28 protein-coding genes are annotated in these 23372 nt (G+C 73.6%); 13 read left to right on the top strand and 15 right to left on the bottom strand.

The features are described 5' to 3' along the window. Positions 1 to 15: 15 nt before the first annotated feature. Positions 16 to 849: a putative protein N(5)-glutamine methyltransferase gene (locus B9W62_RS35475; RefSeq protein WP_087811013.1), complete on the bottom strand. Its 834-nt coding sequence runs from the start codon at positions 847 to 849 to the stop codon at positions 16 to 18. 261 nt (positions 850 to 1110) lie between these two features. Here B9W62_RS35475 and B9W62_RS35470 point away from each other — a divergent pair, with 261 nt between their 5' ends. The 6 genes from B9W62_RS35470 (at position 1111) to B9W62_RS35445 (ending at position 5794) form a co-directional block, all read left to right on the top strand. Continuing rightward, positions 1111 to 1632, top strand: a complete 522-nt coding sequence (locus B9W62_RS35470; protein ID WP_087811012.1) for a MarR family winged helix-turn-helix transcriptional regulator — start codon at positions 1111 to 1113, stop codon at positions 1630 to 1632. Positions 1633 to 1709: 77 nt separating this feature from the next. Next, the gene (locus B9W62_RS35465; RefSeq protein ID WP_087811011.1) at positions 1710 to 2315 is read left to right on the top strand and encodes a sulfite oxidase-like oxidoreductase; all 606 of its coding nucleotides are present in this window, start codon (positions 1710 to 1712) and stop codon (positions 2313 to 2315) included. A 49-nt stretch (positions 2316 to 2364) separates the two neighbouring features. Continuing rightward, complete coding sequence (locus B9W62_RS35460; protein WP_107424254.1) at positions 2365 to 3084, top strand: ferredoxin reductase; 720 nt, start codon at positions 2365 to 2367, stop codon at positions 3082 to 3084. A gap of 151 nt (positions 3085 to 3235) precedes the next feature. Further along, on the top strand, positions 3236 to 3820 hold the full coding sequence (locus B9W62_RS35455; RefSeq protein WP_087811010.1) for an Rv1733c family protein: 585 nt from the start codon (positions 3236 to 3238) through the stop codon (positions 3818 to 3820). A 119-nt stretch (positions 3821 to 3939) separates the two neighbouring features. Continuing rightward, positions 3940 to 4908, top strand: a complete 969-nt coding sequence (locus B9W62_RS35450) for an acetylxylan esterase (RefSeq protein ID WP_087812242.1) — start codon at positions 3940 to 3942, stop codon at positions 4906 to 4908. A 124-nt stretch (positions 4909 to 5032) separates the two neighbouring features. After that, positions 5033 to 5794, top strand: coding sequence for a GntR family transcriptional regulator (locus tag B9W62_RS35445; protein ID WP_087811009.1), 762 nt, complete (start codon positions 5033 to 5035; stop codon positions 5792 to 5794). 7 nt (positions 5795 to 5801) lie between these two features. Here the strand turns inward: B9W62_RS35445 and B9W62_RS35440 are convergent, their stop codons facing one another. After that, on the bottom strand, positions 5802 to 6527 hold the full coding sequence (locus B9W62_RS35440) for a class I SAM-dependent methyltransferase (RefSeq protein WP_087811008.1): 726 nt from the start codon (positions 6525 to 6527) through the stop codon (positions 5802 to 5804). Between the two features lie 4 nt (positions 6528 to 6531). Beyond that, positions 6532 to 7119, bottom strand: a complete 588-nt coding sequence (locus B9W62_RS35435) for a PadR family transcriptional regulator (protein WP_087811007.1) — start codon at positions 7117 to 7119, stop codon at positions 6532 to 6534. A gap of 91 nt (positions 7120 to 7210) precedes the next feature. Between B9W62_RS35435 and B9W62_RS35430 the strand changes: the two genes are divergently transcribed. Next, complete coding sequence (locus tag B9W62_RS35430) at positions 7211 to 7639, top strand: nuclear transport factor 2 family protein (protein WP_087811006.1); 429 nt, start codon at positions 7211 to 7213, stop codon at positions 7637 to 7639. A gap of 2 nt (positions 7640 to 7641) precedes the next feature. Here B9W62_RS35430 and B9W62_RS35425 read toward each other — a convergent pair whose 3' ends face one another. Continuing rightward, positions 7642 to 8412, bottom strand: coding sequence for a methyltransferase domain-containing protein (locus B9W62_RS35425; protein WP_087811005.1), 771 nt, complete (start codon positions 8410 to 8412; stop codon positions 7642 to 7644). Between the two features lie 28 nt (positions 8413 to 8440). Between B9W62_RS35425 and B9W62_RS35420 the strand changes: the two genes are divergently transcribed. From B9W62_RS35420 to B9W62_RS35410, 3 genes are all read left to right on the top strand, one after another. Continuing rightward, a complete protein-coding gene (locus B9W62_RS35420; RefSeq protein WP_087811004.1) occupies positions 8441 to 8872 on the top strand; it encodes a MerR family transcriptional regulator in 432 nt (143 codons plus the stop codon). A gap of 307 nt (positions 8873 to 9179) precedes the next feature. After that, complete coding sequence (gene rho / locus B9W62_RS35415) at positions 9180 to 10319, top strand: transcription termination factor Rho (protein WP_256976690.1); 1140 nt, start codon at positions 9180 to 9182, stop codon at positions 10317 to 10319. Between the two features lie 122 nt (positions 10320 to 10441). Further along, on the top strand, positions 10442 to 11626 hold the full coding sequence (locus tag B9W62_RS35410) for a D-alanyl-D-alanine carboxypeptidase family protein (RefSeq protein ID WP_179235820.1): 1185 nt from the start codon (positions 10442 to 10444) through the stop codon (positions 11624 to 11626). Between the two features lie 25 nt (positions 11627 to 11651). Here B9W62_RS35410 and B9W62_RS35405 read toward each other — a convergent pair whose 3' ends face one another. Continuing rightward, a complete protein-coding gene (locus B9W62_RS35405; protein WP_179235819.1) occupies positions 11652 to 12584 on the bottom strand; it encodes a glutaminase in 933 nt (310 codons plus the stop codon). A gap of 135 nt (positions 12585 to 12719) precedes the next feature. On the opposite strand from B9W62_RS35405, the gene B9W62_RS35400 reads away from it, so the two are divergent. Next, entirely contained in the window at positions 12720 to 13778 is a 1059-nt protein-coding gene (locus B9W62_RS35400) for a fatty acid desaturase family protein (RefSeq protein WP_179235818.1), read from the top strand. A gap of 26 nt (positions 13779 to 13804) precedes the next feature. Here the strand turns inward: B9W62_RS35400 and B9W62_RS35395 are convergent, their stop codons facing one another. The 5 genes from B9W62_RS35395 to B9W62_RS35375 all read right to left on the bottom strand — a co-directional run bounded on the left by B9W62_RS35395 (position 13805) and on the right by B9W62_RS35375 (position 16332). Then, positions 13805 to 14641, bottom strand: coding sequence for an undecaprenyl-diphosphate phosphatase (locus tag B9W62_RS35395; RefSeq protein ID WP_087811002.1), 837 nt, complete (start codon positions 14639 to 14641; stop codon positions 13805 to 13807). A gap of 39 nt (positions 14642 to 14680) precedes the next feature. Continuing rightward, positions 14681 to 15055: a fluoride efflux transporter CrcB gene (gene crcB, locus B9W62_RS35390; RefSeq protein WP_087811001.1), complete on the bottom strand. Its 375-nt coding sequence runs from the start codon at positions 15053 to 15055 to the stop codon at positions 14681 to 14683. After that, positions 15052 to 15396, bottom strand: a complete 345-nt coding sequence (locus B9W62_RS35385) for a DUF190 domain-containing protein (protein ID WP_087811000.1) — start codon at positions 15394 to 15396, stop codon at positions 15052 to 15054. Before B9W62_RS35385 ends, crcB (B9W62_RS35390) begins: the two co-directional genes overlap by 4 nt. Next, positions 15393 to 15857, bottom strand: a complete 465-nt coding sequence (gene crcB / locus B9W62_RS35380; RefSeq protein ID WP_087810999.1) for a fluoride efflux transporter CrcB — start codon at positions 15855 to 15857, stop codon at positions 15393 to 15395. The genes B9W62_RS35385 and crcB (B9W62_RS35380) overlap by 4 nt, the downstream gene beginning before the upstream one ends. 187 nt (positions 15858 to 16044) lie before the next feature. Continuing rightward, complete coding sequence (locus B9W62_RS35375; RefSeq protein WP_142198136.1) at positions 16045 to 16332, bottom strand: ArsR family transcriptional regulator; 288 nt, start codon at positions 16330 to 16332, stop codon at positions 16045 to 16047. Positions 16333 to 16461: 129 nt separating this feature from the next. Between B9W62_RS35375 and B9W62_RS35370 the strand changes: the two genes are divergently transcribed. Next, positions 16462 to 16869 carry a MarR family winged helix-turn-helix transcriptional regulator gene (locus B9W62_RS35370; RefSeq protein WP_087810997.1) on the top strand — a complete coding sequence of 136 codons (408 nt, stop codon included), beginning with the start codon at positions 16462 to 16464 and terminating at the stop codon, positions 16867 to 16869. Positions 16870 to 16903: 34 nt separating this feature from the next. Here the strand turns inward: B9W62_RS35370 and B9W62_RS35365 are convergent, their stop codons facing one another. Next, complete coding sequence (locus B9W62_RS35365; protein WP_087810996.1) at positions 16904 to 17314, bottom strand: SseB family protein; 411 nt, start codon at positions 17312 to 17314, stop codon at positions 16904 to 16906. 212 nt (positions 17315 to 17526) lie between these two features. Here B9W62_RS35365 and B9W62_RS35360 point away from each other — a divergent pair, with 212 nt between their 5' ends. Continuing rightward, complete coding sequence (locus tag B9W62_RS35360) at positions 17527 to 18981, top strand: glyceraldehyde-3-phosphate dehydrogenase (RefSeq protein ID WP_087810995.1); 1455 nt, start codon at positions 17527 to 17529, stop codon at positions 18979 to 18981. 111 nt (positions 18982 to 19092) lie between these two features. On the opposite strand, the gene B9W62_RS35355 is transcribed toward B9W62_RS35360, so the two are convergent. The 4 genes from B9W62_RS35355 to B9W62_RS35340 form a co-directional block, all read right to left on the bottom strand. Beyond that, entirely contained in the window at positions 19093 to 19848 is a 756-nt protein-coding gene (locus tag B9W62_RS35355; RefSeq protein WP_373433722.1) for an N-acetylmannosamine-6-phosphate 2-epimerase, read from the bottom strand. Further along, positions 19845 to 20792 (bottom strand): ROK family protein, encoded by a 948-nt coding sequence (locus tag B9W62_RS35350; protein WP_087810994.1) that lies wholly within the window; start codon positions 20790 to 20792, stop codon positions 19845 to 19847. The genes B9W62_RS35355 and B9W62_RS35350 overlap by 4 nt, the downstream gene beginning before the upstream one ends. Beyond that, positions 20789 to 21748 (bottom strand): dihydrodipicolinate synthase family protein, encoded by a 960-nt coding sequence (locus B9W62_RS35345; RefSeq protein WP_087810993.1) that lies wholly within the window; start codon positions 21746 to 21748, stop codon positions 20789 to 20791. Before B9W62_RS35345 ends, B9W62_RS35350 begins: the two co-directional genes overlap by 4 nt. Before the next feature lie 122 nt (positions 21749 to 21870). Then, complete coding sequence (locus B9W62_RS35340) at positions 21871 to 23355, bottom strand: exo-alpha-sialidase (RefSeq protein ID WP_087810992.1); 1485 nt, start codon at positions 23353 to 23355, stop codon at positions 21871 to 21873. Between the last annotated feature and the right edge of the window lie 17 nt (positions 23356 to 23372).

The following is a 23372-nucleotide window of genomic DNA, read 5'->3' as shown; positions in this document are numbered from 1 at the left end:
CACGGAGCGGTGACGTCAGTCCCGGACGCCGATCACCACGTGGGCGTACAGCTCCTCGCAGACCGCGAGGCGGGTCGTCAGGCCGGCCCGGGTGAAGGCGTCGACGGCGCCGGGCGCCTGGCGTTCGCTCGTCTCGACCAGCAGGCAGCCGCCCGGGGCGAGCCAGCCGGGTGCCTCGGCCGCGACCCTGCGCAGCACGTCGAGGCCGTCGGTGCCGCCGTCGAGGGCGACCAGCGGTTCGTGGTCGCGGGCCTCGGCGGGGAGCAGGGCGACCTCACCGGTGGGGACGTACGGCACGTTGGCCGCGAGGATGTCCACCCGGCCGCGCAGCGCGGCGGGCAGCGCGTCGAAGAGGTCACCGGCGTACACCCGGCCGCCCGCGTCCGCCAGGTTGCCGCGGGCGCAGCGCACCGCGGCCGGATCGACGTCGGCGGCGTGCACCTCGGGACGGTCCAGGGCGGCCGCCAGGGCCGCGCCGACGGCCCCGGACCCACAGCACAGGTCCACGACGACGTTCGCGTGCGGCGCGTGGGCCAGGGCCTCGGTCACCAGGAATTCGGTCCGGCGGCGGGGCACGAAGACACCGGGGGCGACCGCGATGCGCAGGCCGCGGAACCCGGCCCAGCCCAGGACGAGTTCGAGGGGCAGGCCGGTGACGCGGCGGTCGACGAGCGCGGTGAGTTCGGCGGCGCTGCCGGCGGCGGTCAGCAGCAGCGCGGCCTCGTCCTCGGCGAAGACGCAGCCGGCGGCTCGCAGCGCGGCCACGACGGCGTCCGTCGTCGGGAGGGACGCGGAGAACAGGTCAGGGGAGGGCGCGGGGGTGGGTGAAGCGGGGAAGGTGGGAGGCATGGAAGCCGAGAGCCTTTCGGGAACCGAAGGGCGCTCTCCCGGTCACTCGTCTCCGGTGACCGCACTGGCGTGAGGTGAGAGCACCCGGGCCGACACAGCGGTAATCGGTCTCACCTCCCAGTCGTCCGGCGGCCGGGGCGGTCCGCGGCCGACGGTCACCCTACCCCAGTGATCAGACGCCGACGGCCCCCACACATAGTTGACTTGTGCAACCTCTTCTCCGGAGTTGTACTGTGCAACCAGCAATGCGGAGGAGGAACCGTGACGGCTGCCGAGACACCGGACGAGACGACCGCCGTTCCCGGCGGCTGCCCCGCGGACGCGGCCGTGGAGACCATCCAGCGCGAGATGACGGTCTTCGCCCGCCGGGCCCGCGCCTCCGCGGGACGCATGCACCCGGAGCTGTCGCTGGTGTCGTACACGCTGCTCGGCCACCTGGAGGAGCGGGACGGCCGCCGGGCCACGGATCTGGCCGCGCACTACGCGCTGGACAAGTCCACCGTCAGCCGCCAGGTGTCCGCGCTGGAGCGCGCCGAGCTGATCGAGCGGCGCGTCGATCCGGACGACCACCGCGTGCAGGTCCTGCACCTGACGGAGTCCGGACGGCAGGCCCTGGACCGGGTCACCGAGCGCCGGCGGACCGCCTTCCGGGAGCGGCTCGGCGACTGGGCGGAGGAGGACCTGCTCCGCTTCGCCGGGTATCTGGAGCGGTACAACGCGTGGCCGGGCGCGCCCCTGGACGGGGAGCAGGACCGGGCGGCGCCGGGGGCCACGTACGGTTGACGGGTACGCACTGACCGGTACGCACGATGACGCCGGCCGCGGGCAGCCCGCCCCGGCGGCCCGAAAGGCTCCACCGCATGAACACCACCCGAGGCTTCACCGGGCGCCCGCGCGCCGCCCGGCCCGGCCTGCCGCCCGGCCAGTACGACGCGGGCGACGACTGGCCCGTGCTGTCCGCCGAGGTCACGCCCGACATCGCGCCCGCCGACTGGACCTTCCGCGTCGGCGGTCTGGTGGCCGAGCCCCGCACCTGGGACCTGGCCCGGGCCCGCCTGCTGCCGGCGTCCGGGTACGCGGGCGACATCCACTGCGTCACCGGCTGGTCGAAGTTCGGGGTGCGCTTCGGCGGCGTGTCGCTGGACGCCTTCCTGGACGCGGCGGGCCCCCTGCCGTCGGCCACGCACGCGGTCGCCCACGCGCACACCGGCTACACCGCGAACCTGCCGCTCGCGGACCTGACCGGCGGGCGCGCGTGGATCGTGTGGGAGTACGACGGCGAGCCGCTCGCCCCCGAGCACGGCGGCCCGGCACGCCTGATAGTGCCGCACCTGTACTTCTGGAAGAGCGTGAAGTGGGTGGCGGGGCTGGAGCTCCTCGACCACGACGAGCCGGGCTTCTGGGAGCAGAACGGCTACCACGCCCGCGGCAATCCCTGGGAGGAGCAGCGGTACTCCGGTGACTGAGACAGCCACGCACACGGCGGGTGCCTTCACTCCCCCGGCGCGGTTCGCCGTGCCCGGGCGCATCGAGGTGAACGGCCGGGTGGCCGGGACGTGGCAGACGGCCACGCTCACCGAGATCCGCCCCGAGACGCCCTGGGCGTCGACCTTCCGCTTCGCCGTGCCCGGCTGGGCGGGCCACCTGCCCGGCCAGCACCTGATGCTGCGGCTCACCGCCGCGGACGGCTACCGGGCCCAGCGCCACTACTCGCTGGCGTCCGCCCAGGACGAGTCCGGGCACATCGAGCTGACCCTGGACCGGGTGCCCGACGGGGAGGTGTCCGGCTGGTTCCACACCGAGGCGCGGCCCGGCGACGAGATCGAGGTGCGCGGCCCGCTCAGCGGCTTCTTCGCCTGGCCCGGCGACCGGCCCGCCCTGCTGCTCGGCGCCGGATCCGGCGTCGTACCGCTGATGTCGATGGTGCGGCACCACCGGGCGCGGGGGCTCACCGTGCCGCTGCGGCTCCTGGTGTCCGCGCGCGGTCCCGAGGAACTGATCTACGCCCGTGAGTTCGGCGCGGAGACGACGCCCGTGTTCACCCGCACCGCGCCGGCCGGGACGCCGGTGGGCCGGCTGGCCTCCGCCCACCTGGCGCCGCTCCTGGCCGAGCAGCCCGCCGGTGGCTGGGAGGCCTACGTGTGCGGGTCCAACGCGTTCGCGGAGCACGCGTCGCGGCTGCTGGTGGCCGCCGGGCAGCCGGTGGACCGGATCCGGATCGAGCGCTTCGGCTGATCCCGCCCGGTGCGTGAGCGAGGCCCGCGGGACTGGGTACCAGTCCAGTGCGGGCACTCGCACACGTGGCGCGACACGAAGGCGCGGCGGCCCCCGCGCTCGACGGCCGTCCGTCCGCCCCTCCGGTCGCGGTGATCGCGGGGAGGTCGACATGCGAACCCGGGTACGCGGCCGGCGCCGGCGGCACAATCCGCTGCGGCGCCGGTCGGACGTCGTCGAGGCGTGGACCAAGGTGGTCGTCGCCCTCCTGCTGTTCGTCGCGGCGCCGGTGCTGGGTGCCGCCACCGCGTGGTGGGGCTACGGACAGGCGCAGGCGATCGTCGCCGAGCAGCGGGCGGAGCGGCACCACGTCCGCGCCACGGTGGAGGACCGGTCCCCCGCTGCCCTGTCGACGGGACAGCTCGGCGGACAGCACTCGTACCGTGCCACCGTCCACTGGAAGGCGGCGGACGGCACGGAGAAGAGCACCACGGCGCGGGTGCCGGCCGGCGCCCGGCAGGGTGACAGCGTCGACGTGTGGCTGGACTCGCGCGGCCGGAGCGTGCCCCCGCCGTCGGACGGGGCCGAGATCTGGCAGCACAGCGCGACCGTCGGCTCGTTCACCACCATCGGGACGGTGGTCACGGTGCTCCTCGCGCACCGTGCCGTGCGCGCGGTGGCACTGCGCCGGCGGATGGCGGAGTGGGACCGCGACTGGGCGCTCACCGAGCCGCGGTGGACCCACCGCCGGGCCTGACGGGCACCCCCGTCCGCACGGTTGCCGAGGACGGCCGGACCTGGCGTCCGCTCAAGGCGCTCACGTACCGTGTGATCATCAGTGCGGTCTGCCGCGTCTCCCCGCAAAGGCGGTCATCGATGGCCCTGTTCGACCTTCCGCTCGACGAACTCCACGCCTACCGCAGCACGTCGGCCGAGCCCGAGGACTTCGACGCGTTCTGGAGCAAGACGCTCGCCGAGGCCAGGGAGCACGATCTGGGCGCCCGCTTCGAACCGGTCGACACGGGGCTGTCCACGGTGCGGGTGCTCGACGTGACGTTCGCCGGGTTCGGCGGCCATCCGGTGAAGGGCTGGCTGATCCTGCCGGCCGCGGCGGCCGAGCCGTTGCCGCTGGTCGTGGAGTTCGTCGGGTACGGCGGCGGGCGCGGGCTGCCGCACGAGCACCTGCTGTGGGCGTCCACCGGCCGGGCCCACTTCGTGATGGACACCCGGGGCCAGGGCAGTGCCTGGGGCGGCGGTGGCGGTACCCCGGACCCGGTCGGCGGCACGCCCGCGTACCCGGGGTTCATGACCCGCGGCCTGGACGCTCCGGAGAACTACTACTACCGGCGGGTCTTCACCGACGCCGTGCGCGCGGTCGAGGCGGCCCGCTCCCACCCGCTGACCGACCCGTCGCGCACGGTGGCGCTGGGCGGAAGCCAGGGCGGCGGCATCACGATAGCGGTGGGCGGGCTGGTGCCGGACCTGGTCGCCGTCGCGCCGGACGTGCCGTTCCTGTGCGACTTCCCGCGCGCCGTCACGCTCACCGACCGGCACCCCTACCGGGAGGTCGGCCTGTACCTGAAGACGCACCGCGGCCGGACCGGGGACGCGCTGCGCACGCTGTCCTACTTCGACGGCGTGCACTTCGCGGCGCGGGGCCGGGCGCCGGCCCTGTTCTCGGCGGCCCTGGAGGACCAGACCTGCCCGCCGTCGACCGTTTTCGCCGCGTTCAACGCCTGGTCGCACGAGGACCGGACGATCGAGGTGTACGACTTCAACGATCACGAGGGCGGCGGCCCGTACCAGGAGGCCGCCAAGGTGCGCTGGCTGAGCCGCTACGCCTGAGGTTCGTGGGTGGTGTTTCGGCCGAACCGGCGGACCGGTCTTCCCTGCTGGTTTAGACCAATGGTAATCATGGTGGCGCACCGAGCCCGCACGGCTACCGTACGTCATCAACAGGAGGCGCGGCATGGCCCGCACCACCCCGCACGACCGGCTTTTCGCCGACCCGTCCCCCGCCGAGGCCCGGCCGCCCCTGTACCGGCGGGTGGCGGACCAACTGCTCGGCGAGTTGCGTGAGGGGACCGTCCCGCCGGGGGAACGGCTGCCCGGCGAGCGCCGGCTGGCGGAGCACTTCGGCGTCAGCCGCGAGACCGTACGGCAGGCCCTGGACGTCCTGCGCAGGGACGGTCTGCTCAGCACCGACCGGCGGGGCACCCACGTCGCCCTGCCGGGTCAGCCCGCCGGGAGTCCGGCACCGCTGGTCTTCCCGGTCGGCGCCCGGGCGGCTCAGCCGCGCACCGGCGACCGTGCCAGCGTGGTCTGGGGGACGCCGCCGCCGGAGCACGCCGCGGCGCTGGGGCTGGTGCCGGGCAGGCCGACCCTGATGCACCACTACACGTCGGCGGCGGCCGGGGGCAACGGCAGGCGCACGGCGGTGACATCGTTTTCCGCCGTGGCGCTCGCCGAGGTCGAGGAGCTGGCCCGGTATCGCGACCGCGCCGACGGGGTCGCCCGCGCGCAGCTGCGCCGGGCCTACGACTGGATGCGCCGGGCGGGCCTGACGCTGCATCACCGGGACACCATCACGCTCCAGCCCGACACCGCGTCGGTCCGGGTGGTGCGGCGGGTGCACGACCAGTACGCGCGGCCGCTGGAGATCACCGACCTCCTGGTGGACACCCGGCAGGACGCCCTGGTCTACGAGTTCACCCTGCCGGCGGCCGGCTGACCCGGCGCTACGTCGGGCGCCGGGCCACGACCAGCCGGACCCGCGGGCTGCCGTCGGGGCGGCGGCCGAACTCGGGCAGGGCGTGCAGGTCCGTCCGGAAGCCGGCCCGTGACAGCTCGCGGCCGACGTGCCCGAGGCGGAACGTCCGGTAGTACATGACGAACGGCGGCCGCCACAGCGCGTTGCGCACCCGCATCGCCGCGTCGAAGCCGAGCAGGGTCCAGTACCCCGGGGAGCCGGGGCGGGGCGGGGCGACGACGGGGAAGGCGAAGCAGCCGTCCGGCCGCAGCACGGAGCGCACCTGGCCGAACAGGCCCGGCAGTTCGCGGGGCAGGAAGTGTCCGAACGCCCCGAAGCTCACCACGAGGTCGAAGACGGGGCCGAACGGCAGCGCGCGGGCGTCGGCGCGCACCCAGGAGACCGCCGGGCCCCGTGGCAGGGTGCGCCGGCGCGCGACCTCCAGCATGCCCGTGCTGAAGTCCACGCCGGTGACGCCCCGTTGGCACACCCGGGCCAGCACGTCGACGCCCGCGCCGGTGCCGCAGCACAGGTCGAGTCCGGCGGCGAAGGGTCCCAGCGGCTCCAGCGCGCGGGCCGCGGCGTCCAGCACCCGGTCCGGCGTCCGGTACGGGGTGTGGTCGAACTTCGGGGCGAGCAGGTCGTAGCCGCGCTCGACCGACGACAGTGCCTGGACGGCGAGTTCGCGCAGGGTGGGGCCTTCGGGGCTGAACATCCGGTCAGCCTAGGGGCTGTCCGGCGGGCCCCGCGGGAGCGCGGCGCCCGTCGAGCACGGTGAGCACGCGCTCGCACCAGCGGGCGTTCTCCCGCTCGAAGGTGATCCCGGCGGCCAGGGTGAGGTAGGGCCCGACGCGGTCGGCCTCCCGCAGGTGCTCCTCCTCGGTACGGCCGTCCAGCAGGCGTTCCCGCACCCGTTCGTAGCGGGCGAGTTTGCCCAGCGCCCACACCCTGCGCTCCTCGACCAGGGCGCGGACCGCCGCCGGGTCGACGCCGTCCATGGCCTGCATCTTGATCAGGAACTCGTCCCGGACGGCGGTGGGCCGCCGGGTCGGCTCGGCGGCGAACACGCCGAGCTGCTCCCGGCCCGCCTCGGTGAGCGAGAACAGCCGCTTGGTGGGCCTGCGTTCCTGCTGCACGGTCCGGGCCTCGATGAGTCCGTCGCCCGCGAGGCGCTCCAGCTCCCGGTAGAGCTGCTGCGGCGTGGCGGGCCAGAAGTTGGCGAGCGACACGTCGAAGATCTTGGACAGCTCGTAGCCCGAGGCCTCGCCCTCCAGCAGGGCGGCCAGGACGGCGTACTTGAGAGACATGTCGACACGCTAGCAAGCGCGCGGCGCAACCACTACTCTACTCCACACCTATTCAAATAGTTCAGTAATAGCTCAGTATGAAGGAGTGGCGATGCGGGAATTCCGCGCGGCGGTCGAGGCACACGACATGGACGCCGTCGAAGCACTGCTGGCCGACGACGTGGTGTTCTCCAGCCCGGTCGTCTTCAAGCCCTACCGGGGCAGGGCGGTCACGGCGGCGATCCTGCGCGCGGTCGAGCGCGTCTTCGAGGACTTCCGCTACGAACGCGTCATCGGCGAGGCGGACGGCCGCGACCACGCGCTGGTCTTCGCGGCGCGGGTGGGCGACCGCGAGATCAGCGGCTGCGACTTCCTGCACCTGGACGCGTCCGGCCGCATCGCCGAACTCACGGTGATGGTGCGTCCGCTCTCGGGCGCCCAGGCCCTTCAGGCGGCCATGGCCGCGCAGTTCGAGCGGATCGCCGAGGAGGCGCGGGCGACGCAGCGGACGCAGGAAGCCGGGGCGCGTCCGGCCGGCTGAGTTCATGCGCCGGCGGAGGCCACGAAGAACGGAACGGCGACGAGGAAGCGGCCCGCCTCGGCGCGTCGGCGCTGCTCGGCGAGCCACTCGTCCGCCCGGTCCCGGTCCACGGCGCCGCCGGCGCAGGCCGACTCGGCGAGCCGCACGAGCAGCGACAGCATCGCGGGGTCGGTGAACACACTGGTGTGCGCCTCGACCGTGACGTCCTCGAAGCCGCCGGCCAGGAGCAGACCGCGGTACTGGCGGCCGGCGCGGGGCGTGTGCAGAAGGTCGGCGCGGGCCTGCACGATCGTGCGGGTGAGTGCCGGGTCGTCCGAGTCGATCATGATGGCGTCCCAGTCCTGACCGAGCAGGACGATCCTGCCGCCCGGGCGGAGGACCCGGCGCGCCTCCGTCACCGCGCGCGCCGGCTCCCGAAGCACGTGGAAGACCTTGTCCGCGCGGTAGCCGCGCACGCTTGCGTCGGCGAAGGGCAGCTCCTCCGCCCCGGCCCGGCGGAACTCGGCCTGCGGCCACCGCTGCCGGGCCGCCGTCAGCATCCCCGGACCGGGGTCCACGCCCACCGCGTGGACGCCGCGTTCGGCCAGCTCGGCGACGGCTCGTCCGGCGCCGCAACCCACGTCCACGACGGTCGAGCCCGGGACGAGGGAGAGCAGTTCGTAGGAGCGGGCCCGCAGCCGCGCGGCGCCCGGCATCCGGTCCGCGGAGTCGAGGACGGCCAGCAGGGCTTCGGTGTCCCGGTGATCCGGCACCGCTTTGCGATTCATGGACATGGGTCCGATGCTGCGACTTAATGTCGGCATGAAGTCAAGCGACGACGGTGCCGACAGCCTGGGCATCGGCGCCCTGGCGGCGCGTTTCGGCCTGGCCACGCACGTGCTGCGGCACTGGGAGACGATGGGCCTGCTGCGCCCCGGACGGGACGCGGGCGGGCGCCGCCGCTACGGGGCGGACGACCTCACCCGGGTGGCGACGATCCTCCTCCTGAAGGAGGCCGGCCTTTCTCTGACCACCATCGGGAGCCTGACCACCCGTGCCGGCCGCGCCGCCCGGCACGCACTCCTGCGTCCCGCCGCCGAAGAGCTCCAGTCGACGATCGCGGCGGCCCAGGCCTCGCTGGAGCTCATCGAGGGCGGCCTGAACTGCACGTTCGAGGACGTCACCCAGTGCCCGAACTACCGGCGGCGCATCACCGAGCGGGTCGGCCCCGGAGCCCGGCCGGAGAACCGGTGACCGCAAGCTTCCCCGCCGACGCGGGACGCGGGACCGTGCGGTGAAATCGTGGTAGTGTGCGTGGAGCACTTGTGTACGCCCCTTTGATCGGGGCGCCGGTGCCCGTTCCCCTTCGGTTCGCGGATCCGCCCGTCCTGGCGTGACCGGTGCGTCCGCTTCTCAGCACAACCTCGTGAGCAGGGGCTCAGTCCCCGCCGTGTCCGAGGTGCTGTTCCCGCCGTCCGGAGGCGTGTCGTCCGACCCCTCGCACGGCTTCTCCCCTTCCTTGCGCATGTCCCATGCCCGTGTCCTCGAAAGGACCGACCACATGACCACCACACTCGAACACCCCCCTGTGCAGCAGTCCCCGATCCAGGTCGCGAGCGGTGTCCTCGACATCGAAGCGGGCGGGAAGGGGCGCCTGCGGGGCAGGAGCCTGCAACCCGAGCCCGCCGACCCCGCCCTCTCCCCCGCACTGATCCGCCGGCACGGGCTGCGCAAGGGCGACCTCGTCGAGGGGGTGTGCGGCGAGCGGCGCACCCTGACCGACGTCGTCCGCATCAACGGCCGTACGCCCGACCGGCGGAGCAAGCGGCGGCACTTCGCCGACCTGACCCCGCTGCACCCCTACGAGCGGCTCCGGCTCGAGCACCCGGCGGCCGGGCTCGCCGGACGCGTCACCGATCTGGTCGCCCCGCTCGGCAAGGGCCAGCGCGGCCTGATCGTGGCACCGCCGAAGACCGGCAAGACGGTCCTCCTCCAGCAGCTCGCCGCCGCCGTGGCGGGCAACCACCCCGAGTCCCGGCTGATGGTGGTGCTGCTCGACGAACGCCCCGAGGAGGTCACCGACATGCGGCGCTCGGTGCGGGGCGAGGTGTACTCCTCGACCTTCGACCAGAGCGCCAAGCAGCACATCGCGCTCGCCGAGCTGGTGATCGAGCGGGCCAAGCGGCTCGTCGAGGACGGGGAGGACGTCGTCATCCTCCTCGACTCCCTCACCCGGCTGTGCAGGGCGCACAACAACGCCGCCTCCTCCGGCGGCCGCACGCTCAGCGGCGGCGTCGACGCCGGGGCGCTGCTCGGACCCAAGCGGTTCTTCGGCGCGGCCCGCAAGGCCGAGGAGGGCGGCTCCCTCACCATCCTCGCCACCGCCCTGGTGGAGACCGGCTCGCGTGCCGACGACTTCTACTTCGAGGAGCTCAAGAGCACCGGCAACATGGAACTGCGGCTGAGCCGGGAGCCGGCCTCACGCCGGGTCTTCCCGGCCGTCGAACTGGTCGGCTCGGGCACCCGGCGCGAGGAGCTCCTCCTCACCGCCGCGGAGACGACCGCCGTGCGCGGGCTGCGCCGGGCCCTGGGGACCCGGGACGGGCAGTCCGGCCTGGAGACCCTGCTGGAGCGGCTGCGCCGGACGCCGGACAACGCCACGTTCCTGCGGCAGGTCCAGCCGACGCTACCCGCCGACTGACCCGCACCCGGGCCGTGCCGTCACCCCCGCCCGCCGGCCTCGGCTACGGCATCCGGGTGTTTGCGCGGCGGATCCGGCCCGGTCAGGGAGGCGGTGCGGGGGGCCATTCCTACGTTTGCGGTATGACTATCGGATTCTCACCCCGGGTATCCCGGGCGGCTCGATCCTCCTGCATGCTCTGTGTGGCAGGGCTGCTGACGCTCGTGCCGGCCGCCGCGGCCGCCCGTGCGGAGCGGCCGGACCCCGGCCCGCCCGGTGGTGCCGCGGCGGCCGGGCCGTCGCCGCTGCACCGCTCCGGCACCCAGGTCCGGCCGCACCCCGGAGCACCCCCGGTTCCCGATGTCTCCGCCCTGTCCTGGGTCGTGGCCGACGCCGGCACCGGCGACGTGCTGGCGGCGAACGACGCGCACCGCGAACTGCCGCCGGCCAGCACCCTCAAGACCCTGTTCGCCCTCACGGTGCTGCCCGCCCTGCCCAGCGGCATCCGCCACGAGGTCGGCCCCGAGGACCTGTCCGGCATCGGTCCGGGCAGCAGCCTGGTCGGTGTCGTCGAGGGCCAGACGTACCGCGTCTCCGACCTCTGGAACGGCGTCTTCCTCAACTCCGGGAACGACGCCGTGCACGTCCTCGCCTCGCTCACCGGCGGCTGGAGCGCCACGGCGGCCCGGATGCAGGCCGAGGCCCGGGCGCTCGGCGCGCTCGACACCCACGTCCGCTCGCCGGACGGGTACGACGCCCCGGGCCAGGTCTCGTCGGCGTACGACCTGGCCGTCTTCGGCCGGGAGGGGCTGCGGCGCCCCGACTTCGCCCGGTACTGCGCCAAGGTCGACGCGCTCTTCCCCGGCCGCGACGGCGGCTCGTACGGGATCATGAACACCAACCGGCTGCTCACCGGGGCCGACGGCGTGGAGCCGTACCCCGGGCTGATCGGGGTCAAGAACGGCTACACCAGCAACGCCGGAAACACGCTCATCGCCGCCGCCCGCCGCGACGGACGGACCCTGGTCGTCACGGTGATGAACCCTCAGGAGGGCGGCGGCCACGCCGTCTACGAGGAGGCCCGTTCGCTGCTCGACTGGGGCTTCGAGGCGGACGGGGAGGTCGATCCGGTGGGCTCGCTGGTCCCCGAGCGTGCCCGGCCCCGGCAGGGACCGCAGGCGACGCCCGCCGCGGTGGCCGCGGCGAAGCCGGCCGAGGACGAACCGGGCTGGCCGGAGACGGGCGCGATCCTGGGCGTCGCGGGGCTCGGCGCGGGCGTCATGGCACTCGCCCTGCGGCTCAGGTTCGTGCGGGACGACGGAAGTTGAGCGGTGACGGGAGTGTCGCGCACGTTCAGAACACCGACAGCCCGGTCAGTGTGGTGAAGCGGTCCAGGGCCGCCACCCCGGCCACCGAGTTGCCCCGCTCGTCCAGGCCGGGGCTCCACACGCACAGCGTGCAGTGCCCGGGCACGACCGCGATGATGCCGCCGCCGACGCCGCTCTTGCCCGGCAGCCCCACCCGGTGCGCGAAGTCGCCGGCCGCGTCGTAGGTGCCGCAGGTCAGCATCACCGCGTTGATCTGCTTGGCCCGGCTGCGGCTGAGCAGCCGGGTGCCGTCGGCGCGGATCCCGTGCCGGGCCAGGAACCCGGTCGCCAGGGCGAGGTCGGCGCAGGACGCGGTGACGGAGCACTGGCGGAAGTACTGGTCGAGGAGGACCGGCACGGGGTTGTCGATGTTCCCGTACGACGCCATGAAGTGCGCCAGCGCGGCGTTCCGGTCGCCGTACGCGGCCTCGGAGGCGGCGACCTCCTCGTCGTGGGCGAGGTCCGGGTTGCCGCTCTCCGCGCGCAGGAAGGCGAGCAGTTCACCCGCGGCGTCGCCGGTACGGGTGTGCAGGCGGTCGGTGACGACGAGGGCGCCCGCGTTGATGAACGGGTTGCGCGGGATGCCGTTCTCGTACTCCAGCTGCACCAGGGAGTTGAACGGGTTGCCGGAGGGCTCGCGGCCCACGTGCTCCCACAGGGCGTCGCCCTCCCTGGCCAGGTCGAGGGCGAGGGTGAACACCTTGGTGAGGGACTGCGCGGAGAACGGCTCCCGCCAGTCGCCCACCCCGTACACCGTGCCGTCCAGCTCGGCGACGGCCATGCCGAAGCGGCGCGGGTCGCGGGCGGCGAGGGCGGGGATGTAGTCGGCGGTCCGGCCGCTGCCCGGGGTCCGCTCGATCTCCTCCGCGATGCGCTCCAGGACCGGCCGGAAGGTCGTCGGTGTGCTCATGATCGCCATTCTCCCCCGGGGACGTTCCGGGCGGCGGGGAGCAGGCGGCGGGTGGACCCCCGTACCGGGGTGGTGCTGGCCTCACCCCCGTTTCGGGGGCGGACGCCATTCTGCGGGCGGCACGCCTTTCACATACTCACGTACATGGTCGAATCAACGGTGCTCGTCGAGAGCCAGCCCACGCCCGCCCGGGAGAAGGAACGCGAGAAGGGGAGCGACTTCTCCGAACTCTCCCGGCGCATAGCCGACGCGGGTCTGCTCCGGCGCCGCCCCCTGTACTACACGGTCCGTTTCGGTGCCGTGGCCCTGGCGCTCGCCGGCGGGGTGGCCGCCTTCGTCTCCCTGGGGGACAGCTGGAGCCAGCTGCTCGTCGCGGTCGCGCTCGCCGTCGTCTTCGGCCAGCTGGGGCTGGCGGCCCACGACCTCGCCCACCGGCAGGTCTTCTCGCGCCGGCGTCCCAGTGAGGCGGGCGGCCTGCTGGTGGCCAACCTGCTGCTCGGCATGAGCTACGGCTGGTGGATGAACAAGCACACCCGCCACCACGCCAACCCCAACCACGAGGAGAAGGACCCGGACGTCTCCCCGGACATCCTGGTGTGGTCACGCGGTCAGGCCAGCAGGGCGACCGGGCTCCCGCGGTTCGTCGGCAGGCACCAGGCGGCGCTGTTCTTCCCGCTGCTGACGCTGGAGGGCCTCAACCTGAGCTTCAACAGCTTCAAGGCGCTGCGCAGCCGGGCCGTGAAGCGGCCGGTGCTGGAGGGCACGCTGCTGGTGGCCCATTTCGCGCTGTACTTCGGCGGCCTGTTCACGGTCCTCTCCCCCGGCAAGGCGCTGGTCTTCCTCGCCGTGCACCAGGGTCTGTTCGGCATCTACCTGGGCTCGGTCTTCGCGCCCAACCACAAGGGCATGCCGATGATCGAGGAGGGCATGCGGCTGGACTTCCTGCGCCGTCAGGTCCTGACCTCCCGCAACGTGCGGGGCGGCGTGCTCGTCGACGCCTTCATGGGCGGCCTCAACTACCAGATCGAGCACCACCTCTTCCCCAGCATGCCGACCCCTGCCCTCGGCCGGGCCCAGGCCGTCACCGAGGCGTACTGCGCCGAGCTGGGCGTGCCGTACCACCAGACGGGACTGCTGGCCTCGCATCGTGAGGCGCTGCGGCACATGAGGAGCGTCGGGGAGCCGCTGCGCGCGGCCCGCTGACCGGTCGGACGTCCGGCGCCCGGTGCTCAGCTGTGCAGCACGCCCGTGCCGAGCAGCCCGAACAGCAGGACGCCGACCGCGATCCGGTAGATGACGAACGCGTTGAAGGAGTGCTTGGCGACGAACTTCAGCAGCCAGGCGATGGAGGCGTAGGCCACCACGAAGGAGACGAGGGTGCCGACCGCCAGCGGCGCGGCACCCGCTCCGGTGCCCAGAGCGTCCTTCAGCTCGTACAGGCCCGCTCCGGTCAGCGCCGGGATGCCGAGGAAGAAGGACAGCCGGGTGGCGGCGACCCGGTCGAGGTCGAGCATCAGGGCAGTGGACATGGTGGCGCCGGAGCGGGAGAAGCCCGGGAAGAGCAGGGCGAGGATCTGGGAGCCGCCCACCAGCATCGCGTCCTTGAAGGACGTGTCGTCCTCGCCCCGCTTGTGCCGGCCGGTGCGGTCGGCCCACCACATCACGCCGCTGCCGACGATCAGCGAGCCGGCGACCACCCACAGCGAGGCGAGCGGGCCCTTGATCAGGGGCTTGGCGGCCAGGCCGACGAGGACGATGGGGATGGTGGCGTAGATGACCCACCAGGCGAACTTGTAGTCGTGGTGGTAGCGCTCCTCCCGGTCACGCAGCCCGCGCGCCCAGGCGGAGACGATCCGCGCGATGTCCTTGGAGAAATAGACGAGCACGGCGGCGATCGCGCCGACCTGGATGACGGCGGAGAAGCCGATGACGGCGTCGTCGTCGACCGGGATGCCCATCAGCCCCTCGACGATCTTGAGGTGTCCGGTGGAGGAGACGGGCAGGAACTCGGTCACCCCCTCGACGGCTCCGAGGACGACGGCCTGACCGATGCTGATGGCGCTCATGGCATCCAGTTCCTACTACACCAGGCTGTGTGCCCGCGGTCAGCTCCAGAGCGCGTCGGCCAGAGTCACCCCCGCGAACGCCGCCGCGAGGCCGGCCGCCACGCTCCCCAGCACGTTCACGGCGGCGTGCAGCCGGGCGCCTGTCCCGGTCAGCCGGAGCGTCTCGTAGGAGAAGGTCGAGTAGGTCGTGAGGGCGCCGCACAACCCGGTCCCCAGCAGCAGCCGCAGCTCGGAGCCGGCCGCTCCGGCCAGGGCGGCACCGGTCAGCAGGCCGAGGATCAGGCTGCCGGCCACGTTCACCGTGAAGGTGCCCCAGGGGAAGACCGAGTCGTGCCGGGACTGCACCGCGCGGTCGGTGAGGTAGCGCAGCGGGGCGCCGACCATGCCGCCCGCGACGACCAGCAGCCAGTTCACGACGGCCTCCTGCCCTCGTACCGGACGACCTCGCAGGGGTCGAGGGTGACCAGGCCCTCGGTGACGAGTTCGTCGAGCTGCGGCAGGAAGTCCCGGACGCGTTCCTCGGTGTCGACGACGACCACGGCCACCGGCAGGTCCTCGCTCAGGGAGAGCAGCCTGGTGGTGTGGACGATCGAGGAGGCGCCGAAGCCCTCGACGCCGCGGAAGACGCTGGCGCCCGCGAGGCCGGCCGCGTGGGCGCGGTGCACGATCTCCGAGTAGAGGGGGCGGTGGTGCCAGGTGTCGTTCTCGCCGACGTAGACGGTCAGGCGCAGGGCGCCGCCGGTCAGCCTCGTCATGACTGCCTCCGCTTCAGGAGCCGGCGGGCCGCCCACGCTGCCAGCCACACCGCCGTGAGTGCCGCGAGCGGTGTCGCGGCGAGGTAGGCCAGGGCGGTGCGGACCTGGCCGTCGGCGAACAGGGACCGGGTGTCGACCGCGTAGGTGGAGAACGTGGTGAAGCCGCCGAGCACGCCGGTGCCGAAGAAGGGCCGGACCAGGCGGTGGGCCGCCCAGATCTCGGTGATGACCACCATGAACACGCCGATCACGGCACAGCCGGCGACATTGACCCCGAACGTCGTCCAGGGGAAGCTCCCGCTCTGCGTCGGCCACCACAGGGAGGCGGCGTAGCGGGCGGCGGCGCCGGTGCCGCCGCCTAGGGCCACGACCGCGACGACCGGTGCCTGGGTGCGCCACTCGGACCGCCTCGGGGCCGAGGCCCGGATCCCGCCGGGACGCCCGGTCTTCGGGACTGTCATGGTCGTACGTCTCCTACTCGCCGGGCAGGGGTGTCCCCTGCGCTAGTCAAGTAGGGACCGTTGGCGGCGCCCGCGCCGCGGTTCGGGTACGGCGGGCCCCACCGCCGTGCCGCGCCCCTGCGGGCCGCGGCTGCTGCTCAGCCTAACGCCGGGGCGGCGCCCGGGGCACCCGGGAGGGCGCGTGCGTCTACCAGCCCTTCTCGAACATCCGCGCCACCTCGGCGATCCGCACCTCGTCGCGCCGGTAGTACGTGCGGCGGCGGATCCTCTCGGCCCGGAGCAGGCCGAGTGCGGCGAGGAGGCCCAGGTGGGTCTCGGCCACGCGGCGGGGCACGCCGAGCTTCGCTGCGACGTGGCCCGCGTGGACACCGTGCTCGGCGGGGTCGACGCGACGCCGCGACGGGAAGTGCGCGGCCGGGTCCTTCAGCCACTCCAGGATGTCGAGACGCGTGCCGTGCACGGGGGTCCTGAGCATCTCGGCCTCCCTGCGCGCGGGCCCGCCCCTGCCGTGTCCCTCCACCTTCCCGCAGCCGGGGCCCCGTTGTCCGGCGACCGGGCCATTTGCACATTCAACCAATATCGGTTCCGGTGCTACCGTTCACCCATGGGAGCCAGGACGGCCGGCGCGCGGCTCGAGGAACGGTGGCGGGACATCCTGTCGGTGCACGCGCGCACGATGTGCGAGATCGACCGGGCACTGCATCCGCACGGTCTGGGAGCGAGCGACTTCGAGGTGCTCGACCTCCTCGTGACCGAGGGGCCCGAGGACGGCGACCGGTGCCGGGTGCAGAATCTGGTCGGCCGGGTCCACCTGAGCCAGAGCGCGCTGTCCCGGCTCATCGCCCGGCTGGAGAAGGACGGGCTGGTGCAGCGCTCCATGTGCGCGGAGGACCGGCGCGGCGTGTACGTCACGCTGACCCCGAGGGGCCGGGACCTGCACGCCGAGATACTGCCGCTGCAACGGGCCGCGCTGGCCCGCACGCTCGGCGACGACGAGGGCCCCCGCCCCTGACGGGCAGCGGAGGCCCTCGCCGCCGGTCTCGCTCCTAGGGGCGGGCGAGCAGGGTGCGCACGCCGTCCGACGTGAGGGTGAGGCGGTGCTCCGAGCCGGCGTCGATGGACAGCGACAGGTCGTCGGCCGGCCACTGCGCGGCGAGGGCGCCCAGCGGCACCATGCGGTAACGGGAGACGTACGGCAGCAGGTCGGCCATCTCCAGCTCCGAGGTGAACACGGGCACCACCTGGCTGCCGCCCTGCTGCTCCAGTACCGGCAGCGCCAGCATGCCGGGGTCGGCGGCGTCCTGGTCGTTCGCGTCGTCGGGCACCGGCACGAGGACGTCGCTGCTCGCGAGGGTGTCGAGCGCCGCCGTGTTGTCGGCGGTCTCGGTGGACTCGGCGAGCGTGTCCAGCGCCCGCTGGGCGGGCGTCACGGGGTGGTCGTTCGCGGGTGTCTCCATGGCAGATTCCCTGGTAGCGGCGGTGTTGCGGCCCGCGCGGATGATCGGCGCGGACACGGGTCCAGCCTCGCGTACCCGGTCGCCCACGGCGCAACCCTGTTCGAGACGCCCACCCGATTCCGTACTCATCTGATCAGCCCGGGGCCCACTTGATCGATCAGCAACGCGGTGGGGTTAGCATATGAGCGCCGCCTAGCTCGAAAGATAGAGACGTGACTGCCAACGACGACTCGTTCACCAACTGGAAGCACCGCGAAGAGACCGCGGAATCGATGATCCCGATGATCGGGAGGCTGCACCGGGAGCAGGACGTCACGATCCTGCTGCACAGCCGTTCCCTGGTGAACAAGTCGGTGGTCAGCATCCTCAAGACCCACCGCTTCGCCCGCCAGATCGCCGGGGCGGAGCTCTCGGTCACCGAGACGATGCCCTTCCTGCGCGCGCTCACCACCCTCGACCTCGGGCCCTCGCAGATCGACCTCGGCATGCTCGCCGCGACCTACCGGAGCGACGACCGGGGTCTGTCGGTCGAGGAGTTCACCGCCGAGGCCGTCGCCGGGGCCACCGGCGCCAACAAGATCGACCGGCGTGAGGGGCGCGACGTCGTCCTGTACGGCTTCGGCCGCATCGGCCGGCTCGTCGCCCGCCTCCTCATCGAGAAGGCCGGCTCCGGCAACGGGCTCAGGCTGCGGGCCATCGTCGTCCGCGGCGGCGGGGAGCGGGCCGCCGAGGACATCGTCAAGCGTGCCTCGCTGCTGCGCCGCGACTCCGTGCACGGCCAGTTCCAGGGCACGATCACCGTCGACGAGGAGAACAGCACGATCCTCGCCAACGGCAACGCGATCAAGGTGATCTACGCGGACGACCCGGCGCAGGTCGACTACACGGCGTACGGCATCAAGGACGCCATCCTCATCGACAACACCGGCAAGTGGCGCGACCGCGAGGGGCTGTCGAAGCACCTGCGTCCGGGCATCGACAAGGTGGTGCTGACCGCGCCGGGCAAGGGCGACGTCCCGAACATCGTCCACGGCGTCAACCACGACACCGTCAAGCCGGACGAGCGGATCCTGTCCTGCGCGTCCTGCACCACCAACGCGATCGTCCCGCCGCTGAAGGCGATGGAGGACGAGTACGGCGTGCTGCGCGGTCACGTGGAGACGGTGCACTCCTTCACCAACGACCAGAACCTGCTGGACAATTACCACAAGTCGGAACGCCGCGGCCGCAGCGCGCCGCTGAACATGGTCATCACGGAGACCGGCGCCGCCTCCGCCGTCGCCAAGGCGCTGCCCGACCTGAAGGCGCGGATCACCGGCAGCTCGATCCGGGTGCCCGTGCCGGACGTGTCGATCGCGATCCTCAACCTCCAGCTGGCCCGGGAGGCGAGCCGGGAAGAGGTCCTGGAGTACCTGCGCGAGGTGTCGCTGACCTCGCCGCTCAAGCGCCAGATCGACTTCATCGGCGCCCCCGACGCCGTCTCCAGCGACTTCATCGGCTCGCGCCACGCCTCGATCGTGGACGCCGGCGCGCTGAAGGTCGAGGGCGACAACGCGATCCTCTACCTCTGGTACGACAACGAGTTCGGCTACTCCTGCCAGGTCGTCCGCGTCGTGCAGCACGTCTCCGGCGTGGAGTACCCGACGTACCCGGCTCCGGCGGTCTGATCCGGTCCACCCGGTCCATCCGTTCCACCCGGTCCATCCGTTCCACCCGGTCCATCCGTTCCACCCGGTCCATCCGTTCCACCCGGTCCATCCGGGCAGGTCCCGGTCGGGTCAGGTCCCCGGTCGGGTCCGGTCCGGTCCGGGGGCCAGGGCGTCCGCGAAGAGCCGGGTCAGCGCGGTCGGTGCCGTGATGGCGGTGCCGACGACGACGCCGTGCGCCCCCGCCGCGAGGGCCCGGGCGGCCTGCTCGGGGGTCGCGATGCGGCCCTCGGCGATCACCGGGGTGTCGAGCGCGCCGGCGAGGTCGGTCACGAGCGCCAGGTCGGGGGCGCTCTGCACCGGGGAGCCCGGCACGTAGCCGGACAGGGTGGTGCCGATGAGGTCGGCGCCCTGTGCTGCGGCCGCGCGGCCCTCCCCCAGGGTCGACACGTCGGCCATCACCTGGGCTCCCGCCGCGTGCACGGCCTCGACGAGTTCGGCGAAGGTGCTGCCGTCGGGCCGCGGTCGCGCGGTGGCGTCGGCGGCCACGACGGCGGCCCCGGCCTCCACCAGGGCCAGCGCGTGGCGCACGGTGGGAGTGATGAAGACGCCGCTGTCGCCGTCCTTCCACAGGCCGATCACCGGCAGGTCGACGGCCGCGACGGTGGCCGCGACGACCTCCGGATCGTTGACCCGCACGGCCGCCGCGCCGCCGGAGCGCGCCGCCAGGGTCATGCGGACCAGGGTGTCGGTGTGGCGCATCGGGTCGCCGGGAGGTGCCTGGCAGGACACGATCAGGCGGCCCTTCAGCCGGTCGGCCAGGGACACGGGCTCGGACAGGGTCGGGGTCGAACTCGGGGTCGGGGTCGGGGTCGGGGTCGGGGTCATGACGGTGCTCCGGTGGTGTGCGGGTGGTGCAGGGGCAGGGTGCGGGGCAGCGCGGCCGCCCCGAGGACCGCGGCGTCGGCGCCGCCGCGCGGTGGCCGCGGGCGCAGTCCGCGCAGCGGGGGCATGAGTTCGGCGGCGAAGGCCGCGCACAGGGCGTCCCAGTAGAGGGCGCCGATGCGGGGCACGCCGCCCGCGACGACGACGCGGTGCGGGCCGAGGGCGTTGGCGAGGCCGCCGAGGGCCCGGCCGGTGGCGCGGGCGCCGAGCGTGATGGCCGCCGCGGCGTGCGGGTCTCCCCGGGCGGCGCGTTCGGCGACGGTCTGGAGGCGGTCCGCCGGCCGGCCGCCGAGCCGGACGCTGTGGGCGGTGATGGCGGGGCCGGCCGCGACGGCCTCCAGGTGACCGGTGGCCCCGCAGGTGCAGGGCAGTCCGTCGGCCTCGGGGCTGGGCAGGTGCCCGAGGTGCCCGGCGATTCCGGCGGCGCCGTGCAGCATGCGTCCCGCCGCGGCGACGGCGCCGCCCACTCCGGTGCCGACGGCGGCGTAGAGGAGGGTAGCGTCGTCGTCCGGGCCGTCCAGTTCCGTGGTGGCGGCGGCGCGTACGTCGTTGTCGCAGGCCACGGGGAGGCCGGTACGGGTGGCGAGACCGGCGGCGAGGGCGGTGCCGGCCCAGCCGCTGAGGGTGTCGGTGGCGCTGGTGACGGTCCCGGTGACGGGGTCGATCACGCCGGCCGCGGCGACGCCGATCGCGGTGGTGCCGTGGACCCGTACCGCACGGGCGGCGACCGCCAGGGCGTCCAGCACCGCCTCGGCACCCTCCGTCGCCGGGGTGGGCACGGTGTGCCGGGCCAGCACCGTTCCGTCGGGCGCGACCAGGGCGGCGGCGATCTTCGTACCGCCCAGGTCGAGGCCGATCACCGGGGTGCCGGAGTGCCGCGCGGTCATCGGACCGGCAGCAGGCCGGCGCCGCGCAGGTGCCGCTCGACGTGGGCGACGGAGTCCTCGCCCAGCTGGATCTGCGGGGCGGCGGTGGTGCCGCGGGTGAACACCCCGAGCAGCCGCAGCGCGTGCTTGAAGGCGCCGATGGCCGAGGAGTTGCGGCCCATCTCGCTCTCCGGGCCCGCGTCGACCAGGCCGAACAGCTCGACCAGCCGCTCCTGTTCCTTGACGGCGCGGTCCAGGTCGCCGCCGCGCACGGCGTCGTAGAGGCGGACGTATCCGGCCGGGTCCACGTTGCCCAGTCCCGGCACCACTCCGTCGGCACCGGCCAGCAGGGCGGCGTCCACGGTCAGTTCGGAGCCGGTGAGGATGCTGAAGGAGGGGGCGGGGCCGTCGGCGCGGCCGTGGCGTCCGCCGAGTTCGACGACGAGTCTGCGCAGGCCGCCCTCGTCGCCGCTGCTGTCCTTGAGCCCGGCGAGCGTGCCGTCCTCGGCGAGTTCGCGCACCAGGGCGGCGGAGAGCTTGCTGTGCACGGAGACGGGGAGGTCGTAGGCGTACAGGGGCAGGTCGACGGCCGAGCGGACCGCCCGGAAGTGGGCGGCGATCTCGCGCGGGTGGGTGCGGGCGTAGAACGGGGCGGTGGCGACCAGGGCGTCGGCGCCGGCCGCGCGGGCGGTCTCGGCGTGGACGAGGACCCGGGGGGTGGTCATGTCGATGACACCGGCGAGGACGGGGACACGGCCGGCGGCCGCCTCGACGACCGTGTCCAGGACGAGGGCCCGCTGCCGGTCGGTGAGGAAGGCGGCCTCGCTGCTGGAGCCCAGGGCGAACAGCCCGTGCACTCCCCCGCCGACGAGGTGCTCGACGAGCCGGGCGAGCGAGGCGGTGTCGACTTGACCCGACGCGTCCAGAGGAGTGCAGACGGGCGGCACGACGCCGCTCAGGGGCTGGGACGAGGACATGGTGTTTCTCCTGGGCTGTGCGGGTGGTGGTACGGGTGGAACGGGTGGAACGGGCCGCCGCGCGCCGGGCGTCGGGGTCCCGGCGCCCGGCGGCCCGCGGCCGGCTACGGCTACGGCTACGGCTACGGCTGGGTGACGGTGAACGTCTTGTCGCCGTAGGAGTGCTGGCGGCCGCGGACCTCGTAGGTCGCGGTGGCCCGCACGTCGCCCGCGGTGGCGTGCGCGGGGACCGTGACGGGGATCTTCGTGTTCGCGCCCTGACCGGGGTCGAGCGCGGGCACGGTGGCCTCCGGTGCGCTCCAGCCGTCCGGCAGGTCGAGCGAGACCGTGCCGGCAGGCAGGGCCACGTCGTTCTGGCTGACGACGCGGACGGTGACGGTGGTGGTCCGCCCCGCGGGCAGGGAGGCCGGCGAGGTGACGGTGACCGGCGCGCACACTCCGCCGAGCCACTGGAGGTCGAAGGAGGAGTAGGTGATGTGGTCGACGTTGCCCCGCTCCCACAGCAGGCCCATGCGCGGGTTGGGTCCCGTGCCGTCGCCGAGCGGGGTGAGCGTCGAGTAGGCGGCGGCGCCGGACTCGACGGTCCTGCGCACCGGCCAGGTCTGCCCGTTGTCGCAGGAGAGGCGGACAGTGAGGTTGCTGCGGCTGTCGGTCGTCGCGGTGTTGCTGAACATCAGCCACGAGGCCCTCGGGTGCGAGGCGTCCACGTTCGGCGCGAAGCGGGTGACGGAGCCGTTGTTGGCCGGGTCCGGCAGCTCGGTGTCCGGCTGGAAGGGGCTGTAGGTCACACCGCCGTCGGTGGAGTGGGCGACCGTGCGGTACGGCTTGGAACGGTTGTTGAGCATGACGCGGCCGTCGGACAGCTCGACGGTCTTGTTCTCGTCGCCGCCGGGGCCGACGGGGGTGCCCGTCCTCCAGGTGGCGCCGTGGTCGTCGCTGTAGGCGCTCACCGCGTAGTTGGCACCGTCCTTGCGGATGGCGTACTGCTGGATCAGCCGGCCCCCGTGGGGGCCGTGGCGCAGTTGGATGCCCTCGCCGGAGGCGGCGAACAGGCCGGCCCAGGAGGGGTCCTTGATGTCGGCGGTGATCCGCTCGTGCTTCCAGGTGAGGCCGTCGTCGTCGGAGTAGCTGTAGTCGGCCTGGAGGACGTCCGGGTCGCTCTCGTCGTTGCCGGTGGCGGAGCCGAAGAAGCCCTGGTTCACGGAGGCCGCGTAGAAGACGAAGACGCGGCCGGTCTCGCGGTCGACGAGAAGGCTGGGGTCGCCGTAGCCCTTGGGCGCGGCATCCTTGCGGACCACCTGCTGGGCCTGCCAGGTGGCGCCGCCGTCGGTGCTGCGCCTGAGGACGACGCCGATGTTGCCGGGCAGGTCGCCGAGGGTGGGGCGGGCGTCGTAGGCGGCGAGCAGCGTCCCCTCGGTGGTCCGGGTCAGCGCGGGGATGCGGTAGTAGGGGGAGCCGGTGCCCGCGGTGGCGAGGTCCTGCGAGGTGAGGGTTCCGGCGGCCGCGGCGGCCCGGTGGGGGGAGTCGGCGCCGTGGGCGGCGGGGACGGTGGTGCCCAGGACGGCCAGGGCGGCGGTGCCGACGGCCAGGGTGACTCTTCGCTGCATGAACGGGCCTCTTCTCG

The sequence above is a fragment of the Streptomyces sp. CS113 genome (assembly GCF_002188365.1).
In the GTDB taxonomy this organism is placed as follows: domain Bacteria; phylum Actinomycetota; class Actinomycetes; order Streptomycetales; family Streptomycetaceae; genus Streptomyces; species Streptomyces tendae.
The sequence above is the reverse complement of the archived record's forward strand: the minus strand, read 5'-3'. Positions and strand labels throughout refer to the sequence as shown.

What these genes read in the sequence shown, in the direction of transcription:
- B9W62_RS35340 (WP_087810992.1), bottom strand. Translation starts at nt 23,355, where the DNA reads ATGCAGCGAAGAGTCACCCTGGCCGTCGGCACCGCCGCCCTGGCCGTC.
- B9W62_RS35465 (WP_087811011.1), top strand. Translation starts at nt 1,710, where the DNA reads ATGAACACCACCCGAGGCTTCACCGGGCGCCCGCGCGCCGCCCGGCCC.
- B9W62_RS35450 (WP_087812242.1), top strand. Translation starts at nt 3,940, where the DNA reads ATGGCCCTGTTCGACCTTCCGCTCGACGAACTCCACGCCTACCGCAGC.
- rho (WP_256976690.1), top strand. Translation starts at nt 9,180, where the DNA reads ATGACCACCACACTCGAACACCCCCCTGTGCAGCAGTCCCCGATCCAG.
- B9W62_RS35440 (WP_087811008.1), bottom strand. Translation starts at nt 6,527, where the DNA reads ATGTTCAGCCCCGAAGGCCCCACCCTGCGCGAACTCGCCGTCCAGGCA.
- B9W62_RS35345 (WP_087810993.1), bottom strand. Translation starts at nt 21,748, where the DNA reads ATGTCCTCGTCCCAGCCCCTGAGCGGCGTCGTGCCGCCCGTCTGCACT.
- B9W62_RS35475 (WP_087811013.1), bottom strand. Translation starts at nt 849, where the DNA reads ATGCCTCCCACCTTCCCCGCTTCACCCACCCCCGCGCCCTCCCCTGAC.
- B9W62_RS35350 (WP_087810994.1), bottom strand. Translation starts at nt 20,792, where the DNA reads ATGACCGCGCGGCACTCCGGCACCCCGGTGATCGGCCTCGACCTGGGC.
- B9W62_RS35425 (WP_087811005.1), bottom strand. Translation starts at nt 8,412, where the DNA reads ATGTCCATGAATCGCAAAGCGGTGCCGGATCACCGGGACACCGAAGCC.
- B9W62_RS35400 (WP_179235818.1), top strand. Translation starts at nt 12,720, where the DNA reads ATGGTCGAATCAACGGTGCTCGTCGAGAGCCAGCCCACGCCCGCCCGG.
- B9W62_RS35430 (WP_087811006.1), top strand. Translation starts at nt 7,211, where the DNA reads ATGCGGGAATTCCGCGCGGCGGTCGAGGCACACGACATGGACGCCGTC.
- B9W62_RS35445 (WP_087811009.1), top strand. Translation starts at nt 5,033, where the DNA reads ATGGCCCGCACCACCCCGCACGACCGGCTTTTCGCCGACCCGTCCCCC.
- B9W62_RS35420 (WP_087811004.1), top strand. Translation starts at nt 8,441, where the DNA reads ATGAAGTCAAGCGACGACGGTGCCGACAGCCTGGGCATCGGCGCCCTG.
- B9W62_RS35370 (WP_087810997.1), top strand. Translation starts at nt 16,462, where the DNA reads ATGGGAGCCAGGACGGCCGGCGCGCGGCTCGAGGAACGGTGGCGGGAC.
- B9W62_RS35410 (WP_179235820.1), top strand. Translation starts at nt 10,442, where the DNA reads ATGACTATCGGATTCTCACCCCGGGTATCCCGGGCGGCTCGATCCTCC.
- crcB (WP_087810999.1), bottom strand. Translation starts at nt 15,857, where the DNA reads ATGACAGTCCCGAAGACCGGGCGTCCCGGCGGGATCCGGGCCTCGGCC.
- B9W62_RS35355 (WP_373433722.1), bottom strand. Translation starts at nt 19,848, where the DNA reads ATGACCCCGACCCCGACCCCGACCCCGACCCCGAGTTCGACCCCGACC.
- B9W62_RS35435 (WP_087811007.1), bottom strand. Translation starts at nt 7,119, where the DNA reads ATGTCTCTCAAGTACGCCGTCCTGGCCGCCCTGCTGGAGGGCGAGGCC.
- B9W62_RS35365 (WP_087810996.1), bottom strand. Translation starts at nt 17,314, where the DNA reads ATGGAGACACCCGCGAACGACCACCCCGTGACGCCCGCCCAGCGGGCG.
- B9W62_RS35455 (WP_087811010.1), top strand. Translation starts at nt 3,236, where the DNA reads ATGCGAACCCGGGTACGCGGCCGGCGCCGGCGGCACAATCCGCTGCGG.
- B9W62_RS35395 (WP_087811002.1), bottom strand. Translation starts at nt 14,641, where the DNA reads ATGAGCGCCATCAGCATCGGTCAGGCCGTCGTCCTCGGAGCCGTCGAG.
- B9W62_RS35405 (WP_179235819.1), bottom strand. Translation starts at nt 12,584, where the DNA reads ATGGCGATCATGAGCACACCGACGACCTTCCGGCCGGTCCTGGAGCGC.
- B9W62_RS35375 (WP_142198136.1), bottom strand. Translation starts at nt 16,332, where the DNA reads ATGCTCAGGACCCCCGTGCACGGCACGCGTCTCGACATCCTGGAGTGG.
- B9W62_RS35385 (WP_087811000.1), bottom strand. Translation starts at nt 15,396, where the DNA reads ATGACGAGGCTGACCGGCGGCGCCCTGCGCCTGACCGTCTACGTCGGC.